Here is a 19,025-nt window from a genome sequence, read left to right as displayed (position 1 = left end):
TGCAAAAATTGAAAGAACGAATTGTTATATCAACCGCAGTTCTTGCGATTTTTCATGAAAATTAATCAAATTGCCAAAGAAAAGCGAAAGAGATCGTTAACATCATTTCCCATCTTCTTTTCTACACGCTGCTTTGCCGCATACACACTTCTAATATCAATATTGAAAAGTGCTGCAACAGAAGTACAATCACGGCCCGCCATTAATTCACGTAATACGTTTAGCTCTAGTTTCGACAGGGTTTCTCCCTTTACGGGTACGGCACCTCGCCCGATAAACTTATTTTTAATTTTTTCAGTAACATAAGGCATACTGTCGTTGGGGTAGATAATTAGAAAAATCCCCGACTCGTTTTTCAGCCAATAATTCGCTAACGGTTGCAAATGCTTATCGCAAACGACAATAATATTCAATCGAGTTTCCAGAAGGTAATCGATCCATTGCCTGTCCATTAGCAACCTGAGAAAACTGATCGAAAAATCAACAAACACACAACCATTGTAAAAATAATTATGACTTTGCTTCAGCACTCCTTCTACAATACCTATTGAAAAATAACCACTTCCCTCTGGCCATGTCCCAAAACAGAAATTTTGACAAAATGACACCCGCAAAGATGTTTTGGGTTTTATCTCACAATTAAGAGGGCACGTAATACAATTCATCTTTTGAAGATTAAACCTATCCGGCATTCTCCCTCCTTCCCTTTGTTTTTGTATAATTTCACTGACAAAAAGCCTTGTCAACATCCATTGATTCGGTGAATGATCATACCAATCGCCAATAAATTTCGATATACGAGAATAATCCTAGCAGCTCAAAAAAAATGTTCTTAACAAGAGTCCCAAAACACTCAAAAAAAATAGCAAGCATCAGATTTTAGACGAATTAAACTAAGAGTTATGACACCGGCATTAAGAATTTTGCCACTAAAAAATTTTTTATTCTAAGAAGGTGATAATACCAATAGTCAACGATCTCAGTGGGAAATCATTTTACCGCACTGGCTAAGAGGGGAGCAGTTTTATTAGACCTACTATCCATAATTTTAAAATGGAGGTTCATTTTATTAGGTTGGCTTAAATCATCTTCTCTTCACCTAAGCGCTTGTCATTTAAATAAGTTTTGCAATACGATCACAATTTCTGGTTTTAAGTACTGGCGAGGTTGACGAGAAAGAAACTTGAAAGCGGATACCACCTGGTTCAAACTCCCCTCAAGGTGATGGCGTTCCACCTTCCCCAACCGCCTCGTTCGTAGGCTAATGACGCCTGATATGACTCTCATTCACGATGGGGCGTGTCAGGCTGGTCTTTTTTTTCCGGCTCAGCATGCTTCCCTGAAAAGGTTTATGCAATGATAAATGTACTTGGACATCTTCACCCGGATAGCGACGCCATTTGCACCGCGTATATGACAAGCCGCTGGCTTACGCTGCGCGGTCTTCAGGCACAGGCCTGGCGTTGTGGGGAAATCAATCGCGAAACGCAGTTTATTTTTGAACAGGCAAAACTGCCAGTTCCCGCCTTACTCACCGATTCTCTCGCCGATCGCGATGTCTGGCTGGTCGATTTTACCGAGCCCACTCAGGGCCCCGCCTCTTTAGCGGAAAGTAATGTTGTCGGTATCATCGATCACCATCGTCTTGGTGGCCTGGTCACGCGCCTGCCGCCGGAAGTGTGGGTGAAGCCGGTAGGCAGCAGCAGTACGCTGCTCTGGCAATTGATGACGCCAGAGATCCGCCGCATGATAACGCCCGCCGAAGCGCTATTAATGCTGGGAGCCGTGATAAGCGACACCGTCGCGCTTCGCTCCCCCACCACGACATCGGATGACACGCTTGCCGTTGAAGAACTGTCGGCTCTCGCGGGTATCGAGAAAGATGCCTTTATTGCCGGGCTACTGACCGCGAAAACCAGTATTGAGGGGCTAAGCGGGAAAGCGCTGCTGAATAAAGATATCAAAACATTCCAGATTCAGGGTGTGAAGGTTAACGCCGCACAGATCGAACTGTTTTCATTGAGTCAGGTGGATGCAGTACTGGATGAGTTGCAACAAGAGATGGCGCGGAATATCCAGGAAACCGGCGCGCAACGGGTGGTGGTCATGCTGACGGATATCAATGCTGGGTATTCGACTCTCTACTTTGCCGCGCCGGAAGGCCAGCAAGCAGACGCTCCCTGTGTTGTAGAAGGGATGCTGAGCCGTAAAAAACAGTTATTGCCGTGGCTTGAGAACTATCTTGCTAAGGGAAAATAACGGTTTGCAGTGAAATGGTACGCCCTACAGGATTCGAACCTGTGACCCACGACTTAGAAGGTCGTTGCTCTATCCAACTGAGCTAAGGGCGCACTGAAGAAGTTGTGACTTCACGGGAGTGAAACGCGAGGAATTATACGGTCACCGGGCGGTGAGTCAATCCATTTCAATGTTAAATCAGGGTTGTTCGCGATGATGCACATAACGCGAGCAGCCCTTGTCTTATTTTTAACCACCCTTCCTGTTTCAGCCCGAGCACTGCGAAAACCCTTACCTTACTTTAAGTATTGCCTTAGGGAAGAACCTGCCTCTGGTGTCACAATGTCTGCTACTGGCTGTTTGACCGCACCGTTAGATAAGCTATAAGTGAATACGCGCGTGACGGCGCCAGGAAGAGAAGCATGCGCATCGCAATTCGCAGAGAAAGGAGGCGTCGTTCAGGCACCGATCACCCTGGATTTAAGAATCCACATGACTGGCCCCCATTTTTTGACAGACTCGAACGCCTTACTCACTCACTTGCCCTCACGCATAAAACCGACTCTCCCCATTTTATACTGGTCAGCAGCGATCAATTCTTGCGTCACGGGTTTCGTTTCGCCCCTTATCCGCTGAGTAACGGCTGGGTAACATCAACGCTGGATAATGCGCTGGACCTGCTCCCCAAAGCACCTGGCGTACAGTTGCTGGTCGATATTTATTACACTGATGCGCCCGCCATCGAAACGCTGGATCGCTTGCGCCGCATCAGTTTCGAGTATCCACAAAATTATATTCATCTGATTGCGCCGACACAGGATAAAAAAGCCCTGCGCTTTATGAAAGCAGTGACGGCACTTCGGATAATCAGTCGACATTCGCCGTTTCGTACCCTGCGTAAAAAACTGCTCATGCCTCAGCCGATACAGTTCAACCGGAAAAGCCATTTTTCGCGCGATGAGTGGCTCATTCTGATGGCGCTGACCCAGGGGCGTTCGTTGAAATCTATTGCCAGCGATCATGACAAAGATTACCACAGGATTATCTATCGTCTGGGGCGCATAGTGGAACGACTCAAGCTTCAGCATCGCTCAGAACTTATTCACTTGCTGCAAAATCTTTCTGCTAGTTCAAACTGACAATTTCATTAACCTCTTAAATCTTAGATTGTTTTAAGAAATTACTTAATCAAAATGATCTTTTTTTGTTAAATTTTAACAATATTGCAAAGTTTATAACTATTCCTAAGACCCGGATTTGGATAGCAAAAATCACTATGGAAAAAGGCCTCTAAAGAGCATTACTCTGTCGCACATTCAGGCAGGAACCTCCTGATTAGCGCTATTTGTAGGCCTGTCAGTCGGTAACCACCAGATATAGTAGGGTTTTGCATTGTGCTGATAAAATATTTTCCTTAAGCCCTCCCCATAGCTTGAGTTGAGATCAAAAGGAATTTTTTGTGGAATAATCGTTGAATTGCGTCATTCCAGATATGTTTACCGATCGATTATTCCCCAATAATTGCGCCATATCAATTAACACGTTTTCAACATTTAGCATCTATTTATATTTATGCCAGAGAAAAAAGTTAACTCCTCTACAGGATTTTAAACACCTGGAGGTAAATACCAAAAATAATTTGAATAAACTTTCTGACTAGAACATCATATTAATTACTGATTGTTGCGACTTTAATAATGCTTTTCGGACAATTCATAGCAAGTATAATAGCCATGTACTTATCGTGTTATAAGAAAAGCCTTTTTAAGGGTTTAGGCATTGTTTAAGTACCGGACAAAATTGTCACTTTATAATGGTACAAGTAGGGATAGATAACTCCTCTGGAAGTAAGACAAGAATTAAATTTTTTATTTATCCATTCGACTTGTAATAGTTTCCGTAAAGGAATCCCACGTAACTATTCCACCAGTCTGAGGCATATAAAGATGAAACCGGCATCCGTTATCATTATGGACGAACACCCTATAGTCAGAATGTCGATCGAGGTCCTGCTCCAAAAAAACCCACAGATTAAGGTCGTTCTCAAGTCAGACAATAGCCATGAAGTTATTGAATATATTAGAAATAATGACGTAGATATGGTAATACTTGATATTGAGCTTTCCGGCTCAGACGGGTTTTCATTACTCAAACGGATAAAGAACATCAGTGAAAGCACCAAAGTTCTTTTCTTGTCATCTAAATCTGAGTCGTTCTATGCCTGTCGGGCGATTAGAGCTGGCGCAAATGGTTTTGTCAGCAAGCGGAAGGATCTGTGTGATATCTATAAAGCAGTGGAGATGCTTCTCTCCGGATATTCATTCTTCCCGGCAGATTCCATGAATATCTTTGGTGGCGGTAACATGCGTCATAAGTTTAGCGACATGCCGTTATCCAACCGAGAAATTACCGTACTACGTTATCTTGCTAATGGTTTATCTAATAAAGAGATAGCAGCCCAATTCTTGTTGAGCAATAAAACCATTAGTGCACATAAATCAAATATTTTCACCAAACTTGGCGTGCATACTATCGTGGAATTGATTGATTATGCGAAAGCCCACGAATTACTCTAGTCATTCATGAATCCCGGCCCTGAAACGGGCCCGGGAAGTCAGTTATAGTTAAGCGTAAAGGTCGCATCCGCATCGGCACTGCCTGGCTGAGGGTTGTCTGCCGTGGAAATATAATTGGCGTAAAACGACAATGTGGCATCCCCTTGTGCGTCGATAGCCACCTCTTTACTCTCCTGCTGTAACGGTAGGCGAGTTTTGTCCTCATCAAGGATCTCCACCGCAACACGACTGGCCTGGCTTGCGCCATTCAGCGCCAGCAAGGTGTTGTCCTGATCGTCGGGTGTTCCGGCAAAAGTGATTGATACCGCCCCCGGCGGGCAACCGGTCAAGCGAATCGAAAATGGCATCGCCTGAGTTTTGCTGCCTGCGGTTTGCAACTGCTTCGTGGGCCACGATCCCAACTGGACTTCTTTCGCGCTATCGCTGGCGTTTACCACGCAGCTTAAGTCCACGATATTACCGCGCAGTTCTATGTTGATTTCGCCCAATGGCGTTGCTGCCTGCGAAGTACTTATCATCGCCAGCAATGACAGGGCATAAGTGAAATAACGTGGCATCTTGCCTCTCTTAATCGTAATCAACACGCAAATAGCCTCGCGATGTAAATATCCCTTCTGCCGGTTTATTGCCGGTAATACTGACCGGCCATGCGCGAATCCCCACCTGCGCCTGTGCGGCGTCATCCAGGCGGAACGGAATGGTGCTGCCCAGCGTATTCGGTGTTAACGGATTGCCGTTTGCATCGGCAACCACGAAGCCTAAATCGGGGTTGTCGGAAACCAGCGCATTACCCGACACTTTTTCAGCTTCGATACGCATCGTCAGATAGGCATTCGCTTCCACGTTAGTGCATTTAATCCCGATGGTTTTGCTCTGCGCAGGCACGCTCGGCGGGCGCTGGCCGGCTCCCGCCTGAGAAAACAGCGATGCGCCAATATCGCCAAAATCGAATTCAACCACATTCCCGGCGTTAATTTCGCAGCTTTGCGGAACTTCAATGATGCCACTGTAGCTAATGGTGTAGACCACCGTGGTGAGGGGGTCTCCCTTTGTGGTTGTCACATAGACCCGAAACATAGTCTGCTGGGGAATGACCACCATATTGATAAAGCGCCGGGTCACTTTGAGGCGGAAAACCAGCTTCGAATCGGTTACCGGAAAAGCTTTGTTTTTCGATACGTTAGGGTGTGATCCCATCTGGATATATTTCACAGGAGGGTAAAACTCCCCAGCAAAGTCATCCGTTATTTTCATGGCGCCATCAAGATATTCATTCAGTTTTACATACTGAAATTTATCTTCCACGCTGGTGACCGTGAGATCGGTGGTGTAACTTCGCATGGTCGTATTGCCTGAGGTTCCTTTGGGGCAAATGGCGTTAACACCGACTAAGCCCGATTTCTGCGCCAACGTGACTATCTGCCCCACCTGGTTATTGGCACTGGTAAAGACATCAGTCAGGTTGTAAGCAATATCTTTTGACACACCGTCCGAGTTCGCACACACCGTAGCCCAGGCGGGAAGCGCCGTCATTCCCAGACATACCCCCGCCAGTGCAAGGGCGCCTTTCATTCTCTTATTAACGTTCACAGCGTGCTCCCATCATGGTAATCGCCTGATTTAAACTCTCCTGCGGGAGCGTATACGTTGCACGACAGCGTTCCTGCGCGCTGTCGCCCCACTGAATGAGCAGCTCCCCGCTCAACGGCAGGCCGCTGAGATAGATTTGCCCCTCTTCACCCGCCATACTGGTGACGCCGCTGTTGACTTCGCGCACGATTGCGCCAAACGGTACAAAACGATCGCCACGGCGAACGGTGATCAACGCACGCACGCCAATTCGCGTATCAAACGCCGCACGCACCAGCGCGCCACGGGTTGGCACCACGCTGCTGACGTTGTTTTCCACGTCCGTATGGTCATTCATGGAGTTGGTATCGAGCGCCACACGGTTATAGCGATACACCGTGGCGTAAGGCATGACAGCGTAACCGCGCCAGTCGGTCTTCACTCCGGTCTGGTTTTCAACTTTCACCCCACTGGCGCCCGGCGCTTTGATAAGTACGTTGGTATCGCCCAGCGGCTGACTGAACGTCACGCCATCAGCATGACCGACCACGCCACCGGCCAATTGCCAGTTGAAATCATGCTGGTCACGGGAGTAGTTGTAGCCTGCGCCAACCGTACCGTATGTCGCCTGCCAGTTCGCCGATGCACTGCCGCTGGAACCGTTGTTACTGGTGTGGCCCTGCGTCACGCTGTAGTTCAGGTTGCGTCCTTCCAGCAGCGTGCCACTCACGCCGGTTTGCCAACTGCTATCACCGTCTTTATTACGGCTGGCGGAAGCTGTCGCATAGGCGCGATCCAGCACGCTATCGCGACGATAGCCGTTCGGTGTAAACAGACTGAACGGAATAGAGACGTTCGCAGAAACAATGCGATCGGTGCCATCAATGCCCACGGAGCGGTTCCAGGACCAGGACAACGAGTAGCTGATGCCTTTCCAGCCGCCGGCATAGCCGAGCTGATACCAGATATTGGAGTCGCTGGTTCCCCAGTAGGTCTGCTCGCTACCGGAGAGATACACCGAACCGTAATCGCCCAGCGATTGCGAAATGTTGACCTGAAAACGTCCTTTTTTACTCCATGTGAGGTTGTGATAACTCACGACATCCGGCACGCCATTTTTATCGTTTTCCGTTTCGGAGTACTCATACCCGGACATCCGTTTCCACGCCACATCATCAAGGGTATAAAAACCACGCGTCGAGTAGCGATAGCCCAGAAGCTGGAAGTTGGTGCCGAAGCCGTTCAGGGATTTGGCGTACAGGAAACGCAGAGACTGCCCTTCATGCCAGCTATCGTCAGCCAATTGACTCCGCGCATGGGTCACATCAAGAGAAATTGCGCCCCAGTCGCCAAGGTTTTTCCCCGCGCCAATGGCTGCTGCCGCGTAGCGCGACGCCATCTGCGTACCGCCATAAACGGTATAACCGCCTGGCAGGCCGACAATCATCGTGCCCTGACCAAAGAACGGCGTGTCTTTTTGGCTATTCCCGCTGCGATACTCCCCGGCAACCAGGTCATACTTCAGTCGCCCTTCACGTTGCAGCAATGGCACCGTGGAATAGGGTACGGTGTAGCGCTGCTGGCTACCGTCTTTCTCCTCTACGGTCACATCCAGGTCACCGCTTGAAGAGGTCGGGTTCAGGTCGCTTATCGCAAAAGCGCCCGGCTGCACGTAGCTTTGATAAATCACGTAGCCGTTCTGGCGGATCACCACCTTCGCTGGCGTACGCGCAATCCCGCGGACTGTCGGGGCGTAGCCCTGCAGGCTGTCCGGATACATGCTGTCTGAGGAGTACAATCGGCCGCCGCGAAAACCGATGCTGTCGAATACATCATTGCCGGTATTGCTGTCGCCCAACACCATTTCGCTTTTCAGCGGGATAATCGAGCGCTGGAGCCAGGTACCGATATTTTCCCATTCGCTGTGGCGCTGCCCGTTATTACGGGTATAGCGCCATGCGCCGTTATTACGCAGCCGCCACGGGCCGTAGTTCAGGCCGCTTTGCAAATTGAGATAATGACTGTCGTCATCGCTGCCTTTGTTACCGGTCAGACTATAGTTCAACAGCAGCGCGGGAATGCCCTCATCCCACTCGTCCGGCGGAATATAACCGCGCGCGCTGTTGCTCATCGCCGCCTGTGGCAGGCTCAGTCGCAGGCGTAGCGAGGCGAAATCAAACGCCACGACGCTTCCCGGCAGCAGGTTTTCCAGTGCCACGCAGTTCCCTTTCGGCTCACTGGCGAGCGCCGGAAAGGCCGTCATGTTGACGCCCAAACGTTGTAAAAAATCACGCTGAATACAGGGCGCAAGGCCCGCAGCAGGAGGCGCCGCCCCTTCGGCGGCGACAAAGGTGAGATCCTGAGTACCGATAAATTCATCGTTGCGCCAGATATCGACGCGATATACGCCCGGCGCTTGCTGATGCCCCTGCTCAAAACGCGAAAGATCGGCCACGGTGGCCGTATCTTCCGACAAAAATGCGGGGTTGAAGTAGCTCTCGCCGCGCCCGTTGGGTGACCAGAGCGCCGCCATCACAGCCAGCGTCAGCATACTGAGCGGGTGAAGGTTTTTCATGGTGTCGGCCTGCCCTGACTTCATCAAAGGTTGACGCGGTGAACGGGGGTAATAGCCCCGTAATCATTCACGCTCTGCCACGAAAGCGTACCGCTTGCCGAGGCGGGAATCGCCTGCTGGGCGCTGTTTTTCGGCGCAATCATCAGGTTGTTGATGCGCTGACCGCCAAGCTGCAAATTGACAAGCGTAACGTAATAAGGCGACGCATTGGTCACCTTCAGGTGCGTGCCGCTGCGCTCAAAACGCAGGTGCGACAGGGCCTCTTCCGGTGGCATAGCCAGATTTTTCGGGCGAACGAACAGTTTGATGCGCGACAAAATCGCCAGTTGCAGAACGTTCTTCCCTTCGATATTTGCTTTATTGACGGACGGAATCGCCTTCACGTTCATCCAGAACAGCGACTCGCGATCGGACGGCAAAGGCTGCCCAGCATAAATAATACGCAGGGTGTTTTCGCTTTTTGGCTCACTGACGAACAGCGGAGGCGTCACGACAAATGTTGATTCTTTTTTCCCGAGGTCGTTTTCAATCCATGCGTTAATTAAATAACGTTCTTTATCATTGCTGTTAGTGATGGCCAGCGACGTCTGTTTGGCGTCCGCCGGATAAATAACGCGCGTAGCGCCCAGTGCCACTCCCCCGGATGCCTGTGCAGGTAATGAAACACACAGCAGTAAAAATGACAGGGCCATGCTTGATTTAATAATTGCGTTAATCACAACAATACCTTTTCTCTTTTTGACGCTTCAGGGATAAAGCAACGTAAACCAGACATCAGACTGAATTGCGCCTGGCATAACCTGGCCAGAAATAGCCCGATAGCGCGCGCTGAAATGAAATATCAGCTCGTCATCATTAATTGGAAAATAAGAAACCGGCTGGGCGTTCGGAATAATATGCCGCTGGCTGTTATCAAATAACGCCAGACCTACCCCGCTGTTTGGTTGACGGCCATCGACGCGCGACGTGGTCATAAACACCAGCGGATCTTCCGTTGGCGTCAGCCCCTGGAAGGCAATCCCCACGGTCTGCGAAACATCTTTTCGGCAATCGACCAGGCGCAGCGTAAACGGCACCTGCGTGGTGGCAAAGCTTCCCGGCCCGGTAAACGCGTTGGTTCGGTACTGCCCCATCTCAATGCGCATATTCTGGCTTTCGGTGGCGACAGCACAGGCGCTGTTAACCAGCTCGCCGCGCATTTGTACTTTTCCACCTTCGATGACAACTCTGTGCGCCAGCGCGGGCAGAGAAAGCATCAGCGTGGCCAGCAGGAACACAATCCCTCTCATTCGTGGCTCTCTTCAGGTGATTCGAGCCTCATCCCTGAGGCAAAGTCACTCCCTGTATGAGCAATTACTCGTACTTCATCACAAAGGTCGCGTCCGCATTCGCCTGACCCGGCTCTGCGGTATCCGCCGTTGCTTTGTAGCGTGCGGAGAAGTTCAGGGTGTTGGTGCCCTGCAGCAGAGTCTGTGCAGAAGAGAAGGTTGCGCCATCCGGGCTCAGCGTTTTCGATTTGCTGTCGAGGATCTCGATACCCACGCCTTTCGCCGCGGTATTGTTGTTGGAAGAGTTCACTGCCAGCAGCGTTGCGTCGGTGGCGTCAGCCTGGCCGCTAAATGCAACAGCAGCGGTAGCCGATACGCTCGGATCGCAATCGTTCAGAACGATGGTGAACGGCATATTGGTGGTGGTATCGCCGACTGCAGTAAATTTCGCCGTGCGATACTGGCCCAGTTCAACAATTTGATCTGAAGACTCAGTATTTACCGCACACGCTGCGTTGACTAATTCACCTTTAAAGTGAACGCTGCCGCCATTTACGGAAACTGCCGCAGCTTGCGCCGCACCCGTCATTAATACGAAAGACGCCATCACAGTAGAGGCAATAGTACTCAGTTTCATAGGTATTCCTTGATGAATTAAAACATTGTGACGAACCGAATATCCTGTACGACTCGCATGACATAGCACGGCAAATAATTGCCAGACCGCATAACCTCAGCGTCCTTGAGAGAGTTAAAAGCACTACCAAATAACAGGCAGTGAGATATTCCGGCGATAACACCGGAAGAATTTATTTCGACGCTAAGGTACAGAAATTAAATAAGAGAAAATACGTATAAACACTGAGCTCAGGCTAAGCCGCGTCCTAATTTTTACCAGGACAAAACCCTGTAAACCGTAAGACTATCGCTAGCAGGAAGGGCTTTCGCGCGAAAACTCGTAAAGGATGACTGACAGAAAGCCCCGCATCTGACAAAATATGGCCATCCCCCTTTCGAAAGTGACAGATGGAATCTTCTCTCTGATGGCAGCTAAGATTATTGACGGTAAAACGATTGCGCAGCAGGTGCGCTCTGAGGTTGCGGAAAAAGTGCAGGCGCGCGTTGCAGCAGGAAAACGTGCCCCCGGGCTTGCCGTTGTGCTGGTTGGCAGCAACCCGGCCTCACAAATTTATGTCGCAAGCAAACGCAAAGCCTGCGACGAAGTGGGGTTCGTCTCCCGCTCTTATGACCTGCCGGAAACCACCAGCGAAGCCGAGCTACTGACCCTTATCGACACCCTGAACGCCGACAAAACCATTGACGGTATCTTAGTGCAGTTGCCGCTCCCGGCAGGCATCGATAACGTGAAAGTGCTGGAACGCATTGCACCCGATAAAGACGTTGACGGTTTTCACCCGTATAATGTGGGCCGCCTGTGCCAGCGCGCGCCGCGTCTGCGCCCGTGTACGCCGCGCGGTATCGTCACGCTGCTCGAACGCTACAACATCGACACTTATGGGCTCAATGCCGTCGTTATCGGCGCCTCTAACATCGTAGGTCGCCCGATGAGCATGGAGCTGCTGCTGGCCGGTTGTACCACCACCGTGACTCACCGCTTCACTAAAAACCTGCGTCACCATGTCGAAAATGCCGACCTGTTGATTGTCGCCGTCGGTAAACCGGGCTTTATTCCGGGCGACTGGATCAAAGAAGGCGCTATCGTCATGGATGTCGGCATTAACCGACTGGAAAATGGCAAAGTAGTGGGCGATGTAGTTTTTGAAGATGCAGCCAAACGCGCGTCTTACATTACGCCGGTTCCGGGCGGCGTCGGCCCGATGACCGTTGCAACACTTATTCAGAATACGCTTCAGGCCTGTGAAGAGTATCACGACGTCGAGGAAGCATAATGGCCACATTCTCTTTAGGAAAACACCCGCACGTTGAACTGTGCGATCTGCTGAAACTGGAAGGCTGGACCGAAAGCGGCGCGCAGGCGAAAATCGTCATCGCCGATGGTCAGGTGAAAGTTGACGGCGCGGTTGAAACGCGCAAACGCTGCAAAATCGTCGCCGGGCAAACGGTGAGCTTTGCCGGACAAAGCATTAGCGTTATCGCATAAGCCTGTTAATACCCGGCAACCTGCCGGGTATTATTTCACTCGTCACACACCTATTATATTCCCCTGCTTTCAGCGCGGTCACTTATTGATCAACTTCAAATAATCACAATCTCCTATCGCTACGCGTCATAATCTTGTTGCGGAAATTTTACGTTTCTCCGACCATAAGTAGAACGTTCTACTAGAACGTTCTACTTACAATAACAGCGCGCTTTACGCGCAATTCATTATCTCCAGTCGGGGGAACGGGTATGGGTTTGCTGTCCGGTATTGTTAAATCATTGTCAAAACTATCGATGATTGGTCGCGCATTAATGCTGCCAATCTCACTCCTGCCTGCGGCGGGTTTGCTGCTGGCGTTCGGTGATAAATTCCATTTGCCGCTAATGATGAACGCAGGGGGGGTTATTTTCGATAATCTGCCGATGTTGTTCGCGATTGGTTCTGCAGTCGGGCTGGCATCGGAATCGGGTATCGCAGCACTCTCTGCCGCCGTTTCCGTGTTTGTCACCAATATCACTATCGGTACCGTGCTGGGGATTACGCCGGAAATGGCCTCTCAGGGCGGGAAATATGCGATGGTGGTCGGTATTCCGACGCTGCAAATGGGCGTCTTTGGCGGCCTGATTTGCGGTATTCTCGCGGCCTGGTGTTATAACCGCTTCCATGCCATGCAGTTGCCGGAATTTCTGGGGTTCTTCTCCGGCAAACGTTTTGTCGCGATTGCCACGGCAGTGCTGTCATTCCTGCTCGGCCTGCTGCTACCTTACGTCTGGCAGCATATCCAGGCGGGTATTGATGCGCTCTCCACGGTGGTGAACGGTGATAATCAGGCAGCATCGACGTTTATTTTTGGTCTTGTCGAACGCGCATTGATTCCGCTCGGCCTGCATCATATCTGGTATCCCTCTTTCTGGTACTCCTTTGGGGACTACACCACGCAGGCAGGCCAGGTCATCCACGGCGACCAGACTATCTGGTTCAAAATGCTGGAAGAAGGGGTGAAATCCTTCAGCAGCGATACCTACCAGAATGCCGGTAAATTCATGCAGGGAGAATTCCCGCTGATGCTGTTTGCGCTGCCTGCCGCCTGTCTGGCGATGTATCACGAAGCGAACAGCAAAAACAAGAAAATCGCTTTCGGTATTCTGTTCTCCGCCGCCCTCACCTGCTTTCTGACAGGGATCACCGAGCCAGTCGAGTTTACCTTTATTTTCGTTGCGCCAATCCTTTACGTCTTTAACGCCATCATGGCTGGTCTTGCGTACATGTGTATGTTCCTGTTGCACGCACACATCGCGAAATCCTTCTCTGCGGGGATGATTGACTACATCTCGTTCGGTATTCTACCGTCGTTTAACGGTTATCAGACCAACTTCCTCAGCGCAGCAATCGTCGGTGTTCCGATGGCGATTATCTACTACTTCACCTTCCGTTTCGTGATCCGTCGCTTTGATATCAAAACGCCGGGCCGCGCCGATGTGGTGGCTGATGCCAAAGATAAAACCGATACCGAACTGGCAACGGAAATTATCGCTCTGCTGGGCGGCGCGCAGAATATCGATTCGGTAGGTTCCTGCATCACCCGCTTGCGTCTGGAAGTCACGCAGGGTGATAAGGTGGATAAAGACGGCCTTAACGGTGTCGGCGCACGCGGGGTGGTGTTTGTCGGGGATAAAGGTATTCAGGTTATTTTCGGTGCCAGAGCACAGTTTATCGCTCAGACCATGTCCACGATGATTGGCAAATAATACTATGCCGCTCGACGGCGCCTCCGTTAGGCTGAGGGGGCGTCGTGATATAAATCGATTATTTCAGGGAGCGGAATTGAAGAAAGTCAGCATTATTGATGTCGCAAAGCAGGCAGGCGTGTCAGTGTCGACCGTATCTCTGGTACTGCGTCAGAAAGGGAAAATTTCTGACGCAACCATCGGCAAAGTCCATGCTGCTATCGAGGCGCTCGGTTACGTTCACAACGTCGCGGCTGCTAACCTTCGCGCCAACACGTCCAATCTGATTGGCCTTATCCTCCCGGATTTCAGCGACAGTTTTTCCATCAAAGTGATGGCAAGCATCGTGCAGGAGCTGGAAAAACAGGGATTTATGGTTTTTCTCGGTCAACCGCTCAACAGCCATGATCATTTAGAACGCTGCCTGCTGTCATTTAAACAGCAAGGCGTAGCGGGGGTTATCTACCTCGCATCTGACGCCTTTAGCCCACATATTCCGGACAAAATACGCCACTGTCCGCTACCTTATGTGGTGGTTTCCCAGTCGCCGCTTGATGAACAGTGCAACCTGGTGATGCGCGATAACCGTCAGGCCGCCGTTCTTGCAGCACGGTATCTGATTGAGCGTGGGCATCGCAGCATTGCCTACATTGGCGGGCGCGAAGACGATTTAATTCGCCAGCAGCGGCTGGCGGGTTTTCGCAGCGTGTTAACGCAATATGGGCTGGTGAATCGCGAAGAAGCGACGCCGTGCTGTAGCGAGGATACCCATGCTGCAAGTCTCGTCACACGTCAGTTGCTTGAGAAAAATAACACCTTCACTGCACTATTATGCCACTCGCCTGCGGCGATGATTGGCAGCATAACCGGAATTCATCAGGTTGGGCGTACCGTGGGGAAAGATGTGTTTCTGACTCAGCAAGTCGCGTTGATTGGCTTTGAAGATATGCTTAATGTGAACCTCACCTCCCCCTCTTTTACCTATGTCTCATCATCAAGCGAAGAGACCGGTCGACAGGCTGCGGGCTTAATGATGCGGAAGCTTAAAGAACCTGAACTGCAAACGCAGAAAATTACACTTTCTGGTCAATTGATTACGCGGGAATCGGCGTAGTTTCGGAATTGTGCCCGGGGCCTGATGCGCCCAATTGCTGCTATATTCTCCTGATTTCCCGGGAATATTTAGCCATGCCGACCGTTATCACACACGCCGCGGTTCCTCTGTGCCTGGGCTTAGGCCTTGGCAGCAGAGTCATCCCTCCCCGATTACTTTTTACCGGCGTTGTGCTCGCCATGCTCCCAGACGCCGACGTGCTGGCATTTAAGTTTGGCGTGGCTTACGGCAATGCGTTTGGTCATCGCGGGTTTACCCACTCACTGCTTTTCGCTTTCGTGGTTCCGCTACTTTGCGTGATGATTGGTCGACAATGGTTCCGGTCCGGGCTCATCCGCTGCTGGCTATTTCTGAGCGTATCGCTGCTATCGCACAGTCTGTTGGATTCAGTGACCACAGGCGGAAAAGGCGTCGGCTGGCTGTGGCCATGGTCAGAGGAACGCTTCTTTGCGCCGTGGCAGGTAATAAAAGTCGCGCCGTTCGCGCTGTCGAGTTACACCACGCCCTATGGTCATCAGGTGATGTTTTCGGAGTTGTTGTGGGTATGGCTGCCGGGAGCCATGTTGATGGGAATATTGTGGTGGCAAAGGCGCTGATGCCCTCACCCCGGCCCTCTCCCACAGGGAGAGGGAGAAAACCGCACTCACTTAAACATTGACACAATCGGTCCCCTCTCCCGATGGGAGAGGGTTAGGGTGAGGGGTTACTTACGACGCCACGTCGTCCCCTGCGGGCCATCTTCCAGCACGATACCCATCTCATTCAGACGGTCACGCGCCGCATCCGCTGCTGCCCAGTCTTTCGCTTTACGCGCGTCGAGACGCTGCTGAATCAGGGCTTCGATTTCCGCGACTTCACCATCATCCGCCTGAGCACCACTTTGCAGGAATGCTTCTGGATCTTGCTCCAGCAGGCCGAGAACAGCCGCCAGTGTGCGCAGACAAGTGGCCGCCGCATTCGCTTCTTCGCTGTTGCCTGCCTGTTTCGCGTTGTTCACTTCTTTCGCCAAATCAAACAGTACGGCGTAAGCCACCGGGGTGTTGAAATCGTCGTCCATCGCCTCTTTAAAGCGATCGACATACTGCGCGCTGCGAACGAATTCAACGTCCGTAGCCGAGGTACCGCGCAGCGCCGTGTAGAGACGCTCCAGCGCGGAACGCGCCTGTTTCAGGTTATCTTCGCTGTAGTTCAGCTGGCTGCGATAGTGGCCGGACATCAGGAAGTAACGCACGGTTTCCGCGTCGTAATACTTCAGCACGTCACGCACGGTAAAGAAGTTGCCCAGCGATTTTGACATCTTCTCGCGGTCAACCATCACCATCCCTGAGTGCATCCAGTAGTTAACGTATTCGCCATCGTGCGCACAGGTAGACTGGGCGATTTCGTTTTCGTGGTGCGGGAACATCAGGTCAGAACCGCCGCCGTGGATATCAAAATGATGCCCCAGCTGTTTGCAGTTCATCGCGGAACATTCAATGTGCCAGCCCGGACGGCCTTCACCCCACGGCGATGGCCAGCTCGGCTCGCCCGCTTTCGACATTTTCCACAGTACGAAGTCCATCGGGTTACGTTTCACTTCCGCGACTTCGACGCGCGCACCGGCCTGCAACTGCTCCAGATCCTGACGCGACAGTTTGCCGTAGTTCGGATCGGTCGGCACCGAGAACATCACGTCGCCGCTATCGGCAACATATGCGTGACCGCGTTCAATCAGACGTTCAGTAATCTCGATGATTTCATGAATATGGTGCGTCGCGCGCGGTTCGGCATCCGGGCGCAGAATGTTCAGCGCATCAAAGTCTTTATGCATTTCGACAATCATGCGATCAACCAGCTGCACAAAGCTTTCGCCGTTTTCATTGGCGCGTTTGATGATTTTGTCATCGATATCCGTGATGTTGCGGACGTATTTCAGCTTATAGCCAAGAAAACGCAGGTAACGGGCTACCACGTCAAAGGAAACAAAGGTACGTCCATGACCGATATGACAGAGATCGTAAACGGTAATTCCACACACGTACATGCCGACTTCACCGGCGTGAATAGGCTTAAATTCCTCTTTTTGGCGGGTCATTGTATTGAAGATTTTTAGCATCGATAATTCCATGTTGACGTGTGTGATCTGGGCTTGCGCCTGAAACGGCGTATTCTACCTTTAATTCAACTCTGAAGCAGCACACATTGCAAGGTGATCGAACCTCGCGGTTATGCTATAACAGGCGCCTATATACGACTCGCACGCGAGTTAACGCACCACTATAACGGAACAGGATGCAGAAATGGTTACTTTCCACACTAATCACGGCGATATCGTAATCAAAACCTTTGATGACAAAGCGCCGGAAACAGTTAAAAACTTCCTGGACTACTGCCGCGAAGGTTTCTACAACAACACGATTTTCCACCGTGTAATCAATGGATTTATGATTCAGGGCGGCGGCTTTGAGCCGGGCATGAATCAGAAAGCGACCAAAGAGGCTATCAAAAACGAAGCCAACAATGGTCTGAAAAACACCCGTGGCACGCTGGCAATGGCGCGTACTCAGGCTCCGCACTCCGCAACCGCGCAGTTCTTCATCAACGTGGCTGATAACGACTTCCTGAACTTCTCCGGCGAAAGCCTGCAGGGTTGGGGCTACTGCGTATTCGCAGAAGTCGTCGAAGGTATGGACGTGGTGGATAAAATCAAAGCTGTCGCCACGGGCCGCAGCGGTATGCACCAGGACGTTCCTAAAGAAGACGTTATTATCGAAAGCGTGACCGTCAGCGAGTAATCGTGGCGACACTCTTTATTGCAGATTTGCACCTGCAGACAGAAGAACCGGCGATCACCGCCGGTTTTCTGCGTTTTTTAGCCGGTGAAGCGCGTCACGCCGATGCGCTCTACATTCTCGGCGATCTCTTCGAAGCCTGGATTGGCGACGACGATCCGAATCCCCTGCACCAGCAAATAGCCCACGCCATAAAAGCGCTGGTCAATTCCGGTGTTCCTTGTTATTTCATTCACGGTAATCGTGATTTCCTGCTCGGTAAACGCTTTGCCCGGGAAAGCGGCATGACACTGCTGCCAGAGGAACAACGTCTTGAGCTGTACGGTCGCCCGGTGCTAATTTTGCACGGCGATACGCTCTGCACCGATGACGAAGGCTATCAGGCGTTTCGCGCCAAAGTGCATACGCCGTGGATCCAGAAATTATTCCTGGCACTGCCGTTGTTTATCCGCCAGAAAATTGCCGCCCGCATGCGCGCCGACAGTAAAGCCGCCAACAGCCATAAATCGATGGAGATTATGGATGTGAACCCGCAGGCCGTTGTGGATGTGATGGAAAAGCACCACGTGCAGTGGCTGATTCACGGGCACACGCATCGCCCGGATGTACATACATTGAGCGCTAACGGCCAACCCGCGTATCGCGTCGTGCTCGGTGCCTGGCATACGGAAGGGTCGATGGTGAAAGTGACGGCTGAGGATGTTCAATTGCTGCGTTTTCCTTTTTGAACAGCATGAGACTATTTCGCGCTTTTGCCTTGCGTTAGACGAAGCCAAATGCAGGCAATGCTGAACAGAAGAGCCAGATCTAAAATAGCAGCAAGAATAAGTGAGGTCATTGCGATAGCATTATTTGCCAGTTCGTCATCTTCTGAGATAGAGGCAAAACAAAGATAGATATCCAGCTGAACCATTGAGGGAACCAATAAATCTATCAATATTATCGACGGCGGAAACAGCACTATATTGCCGATAGTAAACATAATAATATACATAGTTAATTTCATATAATCATAATCAATGTTTATTTTTAATAAAAATGCTGCTGTCACACTTAAATAAT

General features: G+C 50.8%; 19 protein-coding genes, 1 tRNA gene and 1 riboswitch. Of the genes, 10 read left to right on the top strand and 10 right to left on the bottom strand.

Annotated features, from left to right (window positions below):
• Positions 1-65 precede the first annotated feature (65 nt).
• Positions 66-692: a helix-turn-helix transcriptional regulator gene (locus NMC31_RS00100; RefSeq protein WP_253896552.1), complete on the bottom strand. Its 627-nt coding sequence runs from the start codon at positions 690-692 to the stop codon at positions 66-68.
• 519 nt (positions 693-1,211) lie between these two features.
• Positions 1,212-1,281, top strand: a riboswitch (Fluoride riboswitch).
• Between the two features lie 75 nt (positions 1,282-1,356).
• Between NMC31_RS00100 and NMC31_RS00095 the strand changes: the two genes are divergently transcribed.
• Positions 1,357-2,259: a DHHA2 domain-containing protein gene (locus tag NMC31_RS00095; protein WP_253896551.1), complete on the top strand. Its 903-nt coding sequence runs from the start codon at positions 1,357-1,359 to the stop codon at positions 2,257-2,259.
• Positions 2,260-2,274: 15 nt separating this feature from the next.
• Here the strand turns inward: NMC31_RS00095 and NMC31_RS00090 are convergent.
• A tRNA-Arg gene (locus NMC31_RS00090) sits at positions 2,275-2,351 on the bottom strand.
• A gap of 309 nt (positions 2,352-2,660) precedes the next feature.
• Here NMC31_RS00090 and NMC31_RS00085 point away from each other — a divergent pair.
• Together NMC31_RS00085 and fimZ are read left to right on the top strand one after the other, a co-directional pair.
• Positions 2,661-3,377, top strand: coding sequence for a DNA-binding response regulator (locus NMC31_RS00085; protein WP_253896550.1), 717 nt, complete (start codon positions 2,661-2,663; stop codon positions 3,375-3,377).
• Positions 3,378-4,184: 807 nt separating this feature from the next.
• The gene (gene fimZ, locus NMC31_RS00080; RefSeq protein WP_253896549.1) at positions 4,185-4,814 is read left to right on the top strand and encodes a fimbria biosynthesis transcriptional regulator FimZ; all 630 of its coding nucleotides are present in this window, start codon (positions 4,185-4,187) and stop codon (positions 4,812-4,814) included.
• A gap of 38 nt (positions 4,815-4,852) precedes the next feature.
• On the opposite strand, the gene sfmF is transcribed toward fimZ, so the two are convergent.
• The 6 genes from sfmF to fimA form a co-directional block, all read right to left on the bottom strand.
• Positions 4,853-5,371: a fimbria assembly protein gene (sfmF, locus tag NMC31_RS00075; RefSeq protein ID WP_149464296.1), complete on the bottom strand. Its 519-nt coding sequence runs from the start codon at positions 5,369-5,371 to the stop codon at positions 4,853-4,855.
• Between the two features lie 10 nt (positions 5,372-5,381).
• Complete coding sequence (gene fimH, locus NMC31_RS00070; protein ID WP_253896806.1) at positions 5,382-6,386, bottom strand: type 1 fimbria D-mannose specific adhesin FimH; 1,005 nt, start codon at positions 6,384-6,386, stop codon at positions 5,382-5,384.
• 7 nt (positions 6,387-6,393) lie between these two features.
• On the bottom strand, positions 6,394-8,958 hold the full coding sequence (locus NMC31_RS00065) for a fimbrial biogenesis usher protein (protein ID WP_253896548.1): 2,565 nt from the start codon (positions 8,956-8,958) through the stop codon (positions 6,394-6,396).
• Positions 8,959-8,981: 23 nt separating this feature from the next.
• Positions 8,982-9,674: a type 1 fimbria chaperone FimC gene (fimC, locus tag NMC31_RS00060; protein ID WP_255690519.1), complete on the bottom strand. Its 693-nt coding sequence runs from the start codon at positions 9,672-9,674 to the stop codon at positions 8,982-8,984.
• A 30-nt stretch (positions 9,675-9,704) separates the two neighbouring features.
• Positions 9,705-10,247, bottom strand: coding sequence for a type 1 fimbrial protein subunit FimI (gene fimI, locus NMC31_RS00055; protein ID WP_113858834.1), 543 nt, complete (start codon positions 10,245-10,247; stop codon positions 9,705-9,707).
• 64 nt (positions 10,248-10,311) lie between these two features.
• On the bottom strand, positions 10,312-10,863 hold the full coding sequence (fimA, locus tag NMC31_RS00050; RefSeq protein ID WP_253896547.1) for a type 1 fimbrial major subunit FimA: 552 nt from the start codon (positions 10,861-10,863) through the stop codon (positions 10,312-10,314).
• Positions 10,864-11,269: 406 nt separating this feature from the next.
• Between fimA and folD the strand changes: the two genes are divergently transcribed.
• The 5 genes from folD (at position 11,270) to NMC31_RS00025 (ending at position 15,788) form a co-directional block, all read left to right on the top strand.
• Complete coding sequence (gene folD / locus NMC31_RS00045; protein WP_015965477.1) at positions 11,270-12,136, top strand: bifunctional methylenetetrahydrofolate dehydrogenase/methenyltetrahydrofolate cyclohydrolase FolD; 867 nt, start codon at positions 11,270-11,272, stop codon at positions 12,134-12,136.
• Entirely contained in the window at positions 12,136-12,348 is a 213-nt protein-coding gene (gene ybcJ, locus NMC31_RS00040; RefSeq protein WP_149464294.1) for a ribosome-associated protein YbcJ, read from the top strand. Before folD ends, ybcJ begins: the two co-directional genes overlap by 1 nt.
• 251 nt (positions 12,349-12,599) lie before the next feature.
• A complete protein-coding gene (locus NMC31_RS00035) occupies positions 12,600-14,099 on the top strand; it encodes a PTS transporter subunit EIIC (protein WP_149464293.1) in 1,500 nt (499 codons plus the stop codon).
• A gap of 76 nt (positions 14,100-14,175) precedes the next feature.
• The gene (locus tag NMC31_RS00030) at positions 14,176-15,192 is read left to right on the top strand and encodes a substrate-binding domain-containing protein (protein ID WP_253896546.1); all 1,017 of its coding nucleotides are present in this window, start codon (positions 14,176-14,178) and stop codon (positions 15,190-15,192) included.
• Positions 15,193-15,266: 74 nt separating this feature from the next.
• A complete protein-coding gene (locus tag NMC31_RS00025; RefSeq protein WP_253896545.1) occupies positions 15,267-15,788 on the top strand; it encodes a metal-dependent hydrolase in 522 nt (173 codons plus the stop codon).
• 107 nt (positions 15,789-15,895) lie between these two features.
• On the opposite strand, the gene cysS is transcribed toward NMC31_RS00025, so the two are convergent.
• Positions 15,896-17,287: a cysteine--tRNA ligase gene (gene cysS / locus NMC31_RS00020; RefSeq protein ID WP_253896544.1), complete on the bottom strand. Its 1,392-nt coding sequence runs from the start codon at positions 17,285-17,287 to the stop codon at positions 15,896-15,898.
• 184 nt (positions 17,288-17,471) lie between these two features.
• Between cysS and ppiB the strand changes: the two genes are divergently transcribed.
• Together ppiB and lpxH are read left to right on the top strand one after the other, a co-directional pair.
• Positions 17,472-17,966: a peptidylprolyl isomerase B gene (ppiB, locus tag NMC31_RS00015; protein WP_149464289.1), complete on the top strand. Its 495-nt coding sequence runs from the start codon at positions 17,472-17,474 to the stop codon at positions 17,964-17,966.
• A gap of 2 nt (positions 17,967-17,968) precedes the next feature.
• A complete protein-coding gene (lpxH, locus tag NMC31_RS00010) occupies positions 17,969-18,691 on the top strand; it encodes a UDP-2,3-diacylglucosamine diphosphatase (protein ID WP_253896543.1) in 723 nt (240 codons plus the stop codon).
• Between the two features lie 11 nt (positions 18,692-18,702).
• On the opposite strand, the gene NMC31_RS00005 is transcribed toward lpxH, so the two are convergent.
• Positions 18,703-19,025: hypothetical protein (locus NMC31_RS00005; protein WP_253896542.1), on the bottom strand; the 323-nt coding region annotated here is incomplete at its 5' end.

It is taken from the genome of Pseudocitrobacter vendiensis (genome assembly GCF_943590815.1).
In the GTDB taxonomy this organism is placed as follows: Bacteria; Pseudomonadota; Gammaproteobacteria; order Enterobacterales; family Enterobacteriaceae; genus Pseudocitrobacter; species Pseudocitrobacter vendiensis.
Note: the sequence above shows the minus strand (reverse complement) of the source record. Positions and strands in the feature narration are given on the sequence as shown.

Bases quoted from the DNA above. Each gene is read 5' to 3' on its own strand.
- NMC31_RS00100 (WP_253896552.1), bottom strand. From the start codon at position 692: ATGCCGGATAGGTTTAATCTTCAAAAGATGAATTGTATTACGTGCCCT.
- NMC31_RS00095 (WP_253896551.1), top strand. From the start codon at position 1,357: ATGATAAATGTACTTGGACATCTTCACCCGGATAGCGACGCCATTTGC.
- NMC31_RS00085 (WP_253896550.1), top strand. From the start codon at position 2,661: ATGCGCATCGCAATTCGCAGAGAAAGGAGGCGTCGTTCAGGCACCGAT.
- fimZ (WP_253896549.1), top strand. From the start codon at position 4,185: ATGAAACCGGCATCCGTTATCATTATGGACGAACACCCTATAGTCAGA.
- sfmF (WP_149464296.1), bottom strand. From the start codon at position 5,371: ATGCCACGTTATTTCACTTATGCCCTGTCATTGCTGGCGATGATAAGT.
- fimH (WP_253896806.1), bottom strand. From the start codon at position 6,386: ATGAAAGGCGCCCTTGCACTGGCGGGGGTATGTCTGGGAATGACGGCG.
- NMC31_RS00065 (WP_253896548.1), bottom strand. From the start codon at position 8,958: ATGAAAAACCTTCACCCGCTCAGTATGCTGACGCTGGCTGTGATGGCG.
- fimI (WP_113858834.1), bottom strand. From the start codon at position 10,247: ATGAGAGGGATTGTGTTCCTGCTGGCCACGCTGATGCTTTCTCTGCCC.
- fimA (WP_253896547.1), bottom strand. From the start codon at position 10,863: ATGAAACTGAGTACTATTGCCTCTACTGTGATGGCGTCTTTCGTATTA.
- folD (WP_015965477.1), top strand. From the start codon at position 11,270: ATGGCAGCTAAGATTATTGACGGTAAAACGATTGCGCAGCAGGTGCGC.
- ybcJ (WP_149464294.1), top strand. From the start codon at position 12,136: ATGGCCACATTCTCTTTAGGAAAACACCCGCACGTTGAACTGTGCGAT.
- NMC31_RS00035 (WP_149464293.1), top strand. From the start codon at position 12,600: ATGGGTTTGCTGTCCGGTATTGTTAAATCATTGTCAAAACTATCGATG.
- NMC31_RS00025 (WP_253896545.1), top strand. From the start codon at position 15,267: ATGCCGACCGTTATCACACACGCCGCGGTTCCTCTGTGCCTGGGCTTA.
- cysS (WP_253896544.1), bottom strand. From the start codon at position 17,287: ATGCTAAAAATCTTCAATACAATGACCCGCCAAAAAGAGGAATTTAAG.
- ppiB (WP_149464289.1), top strand. From the start codon at position 17,472: ATGGTTACTTTCCACACTAATCACGGCGATATCGTAATCAAAACCTTT.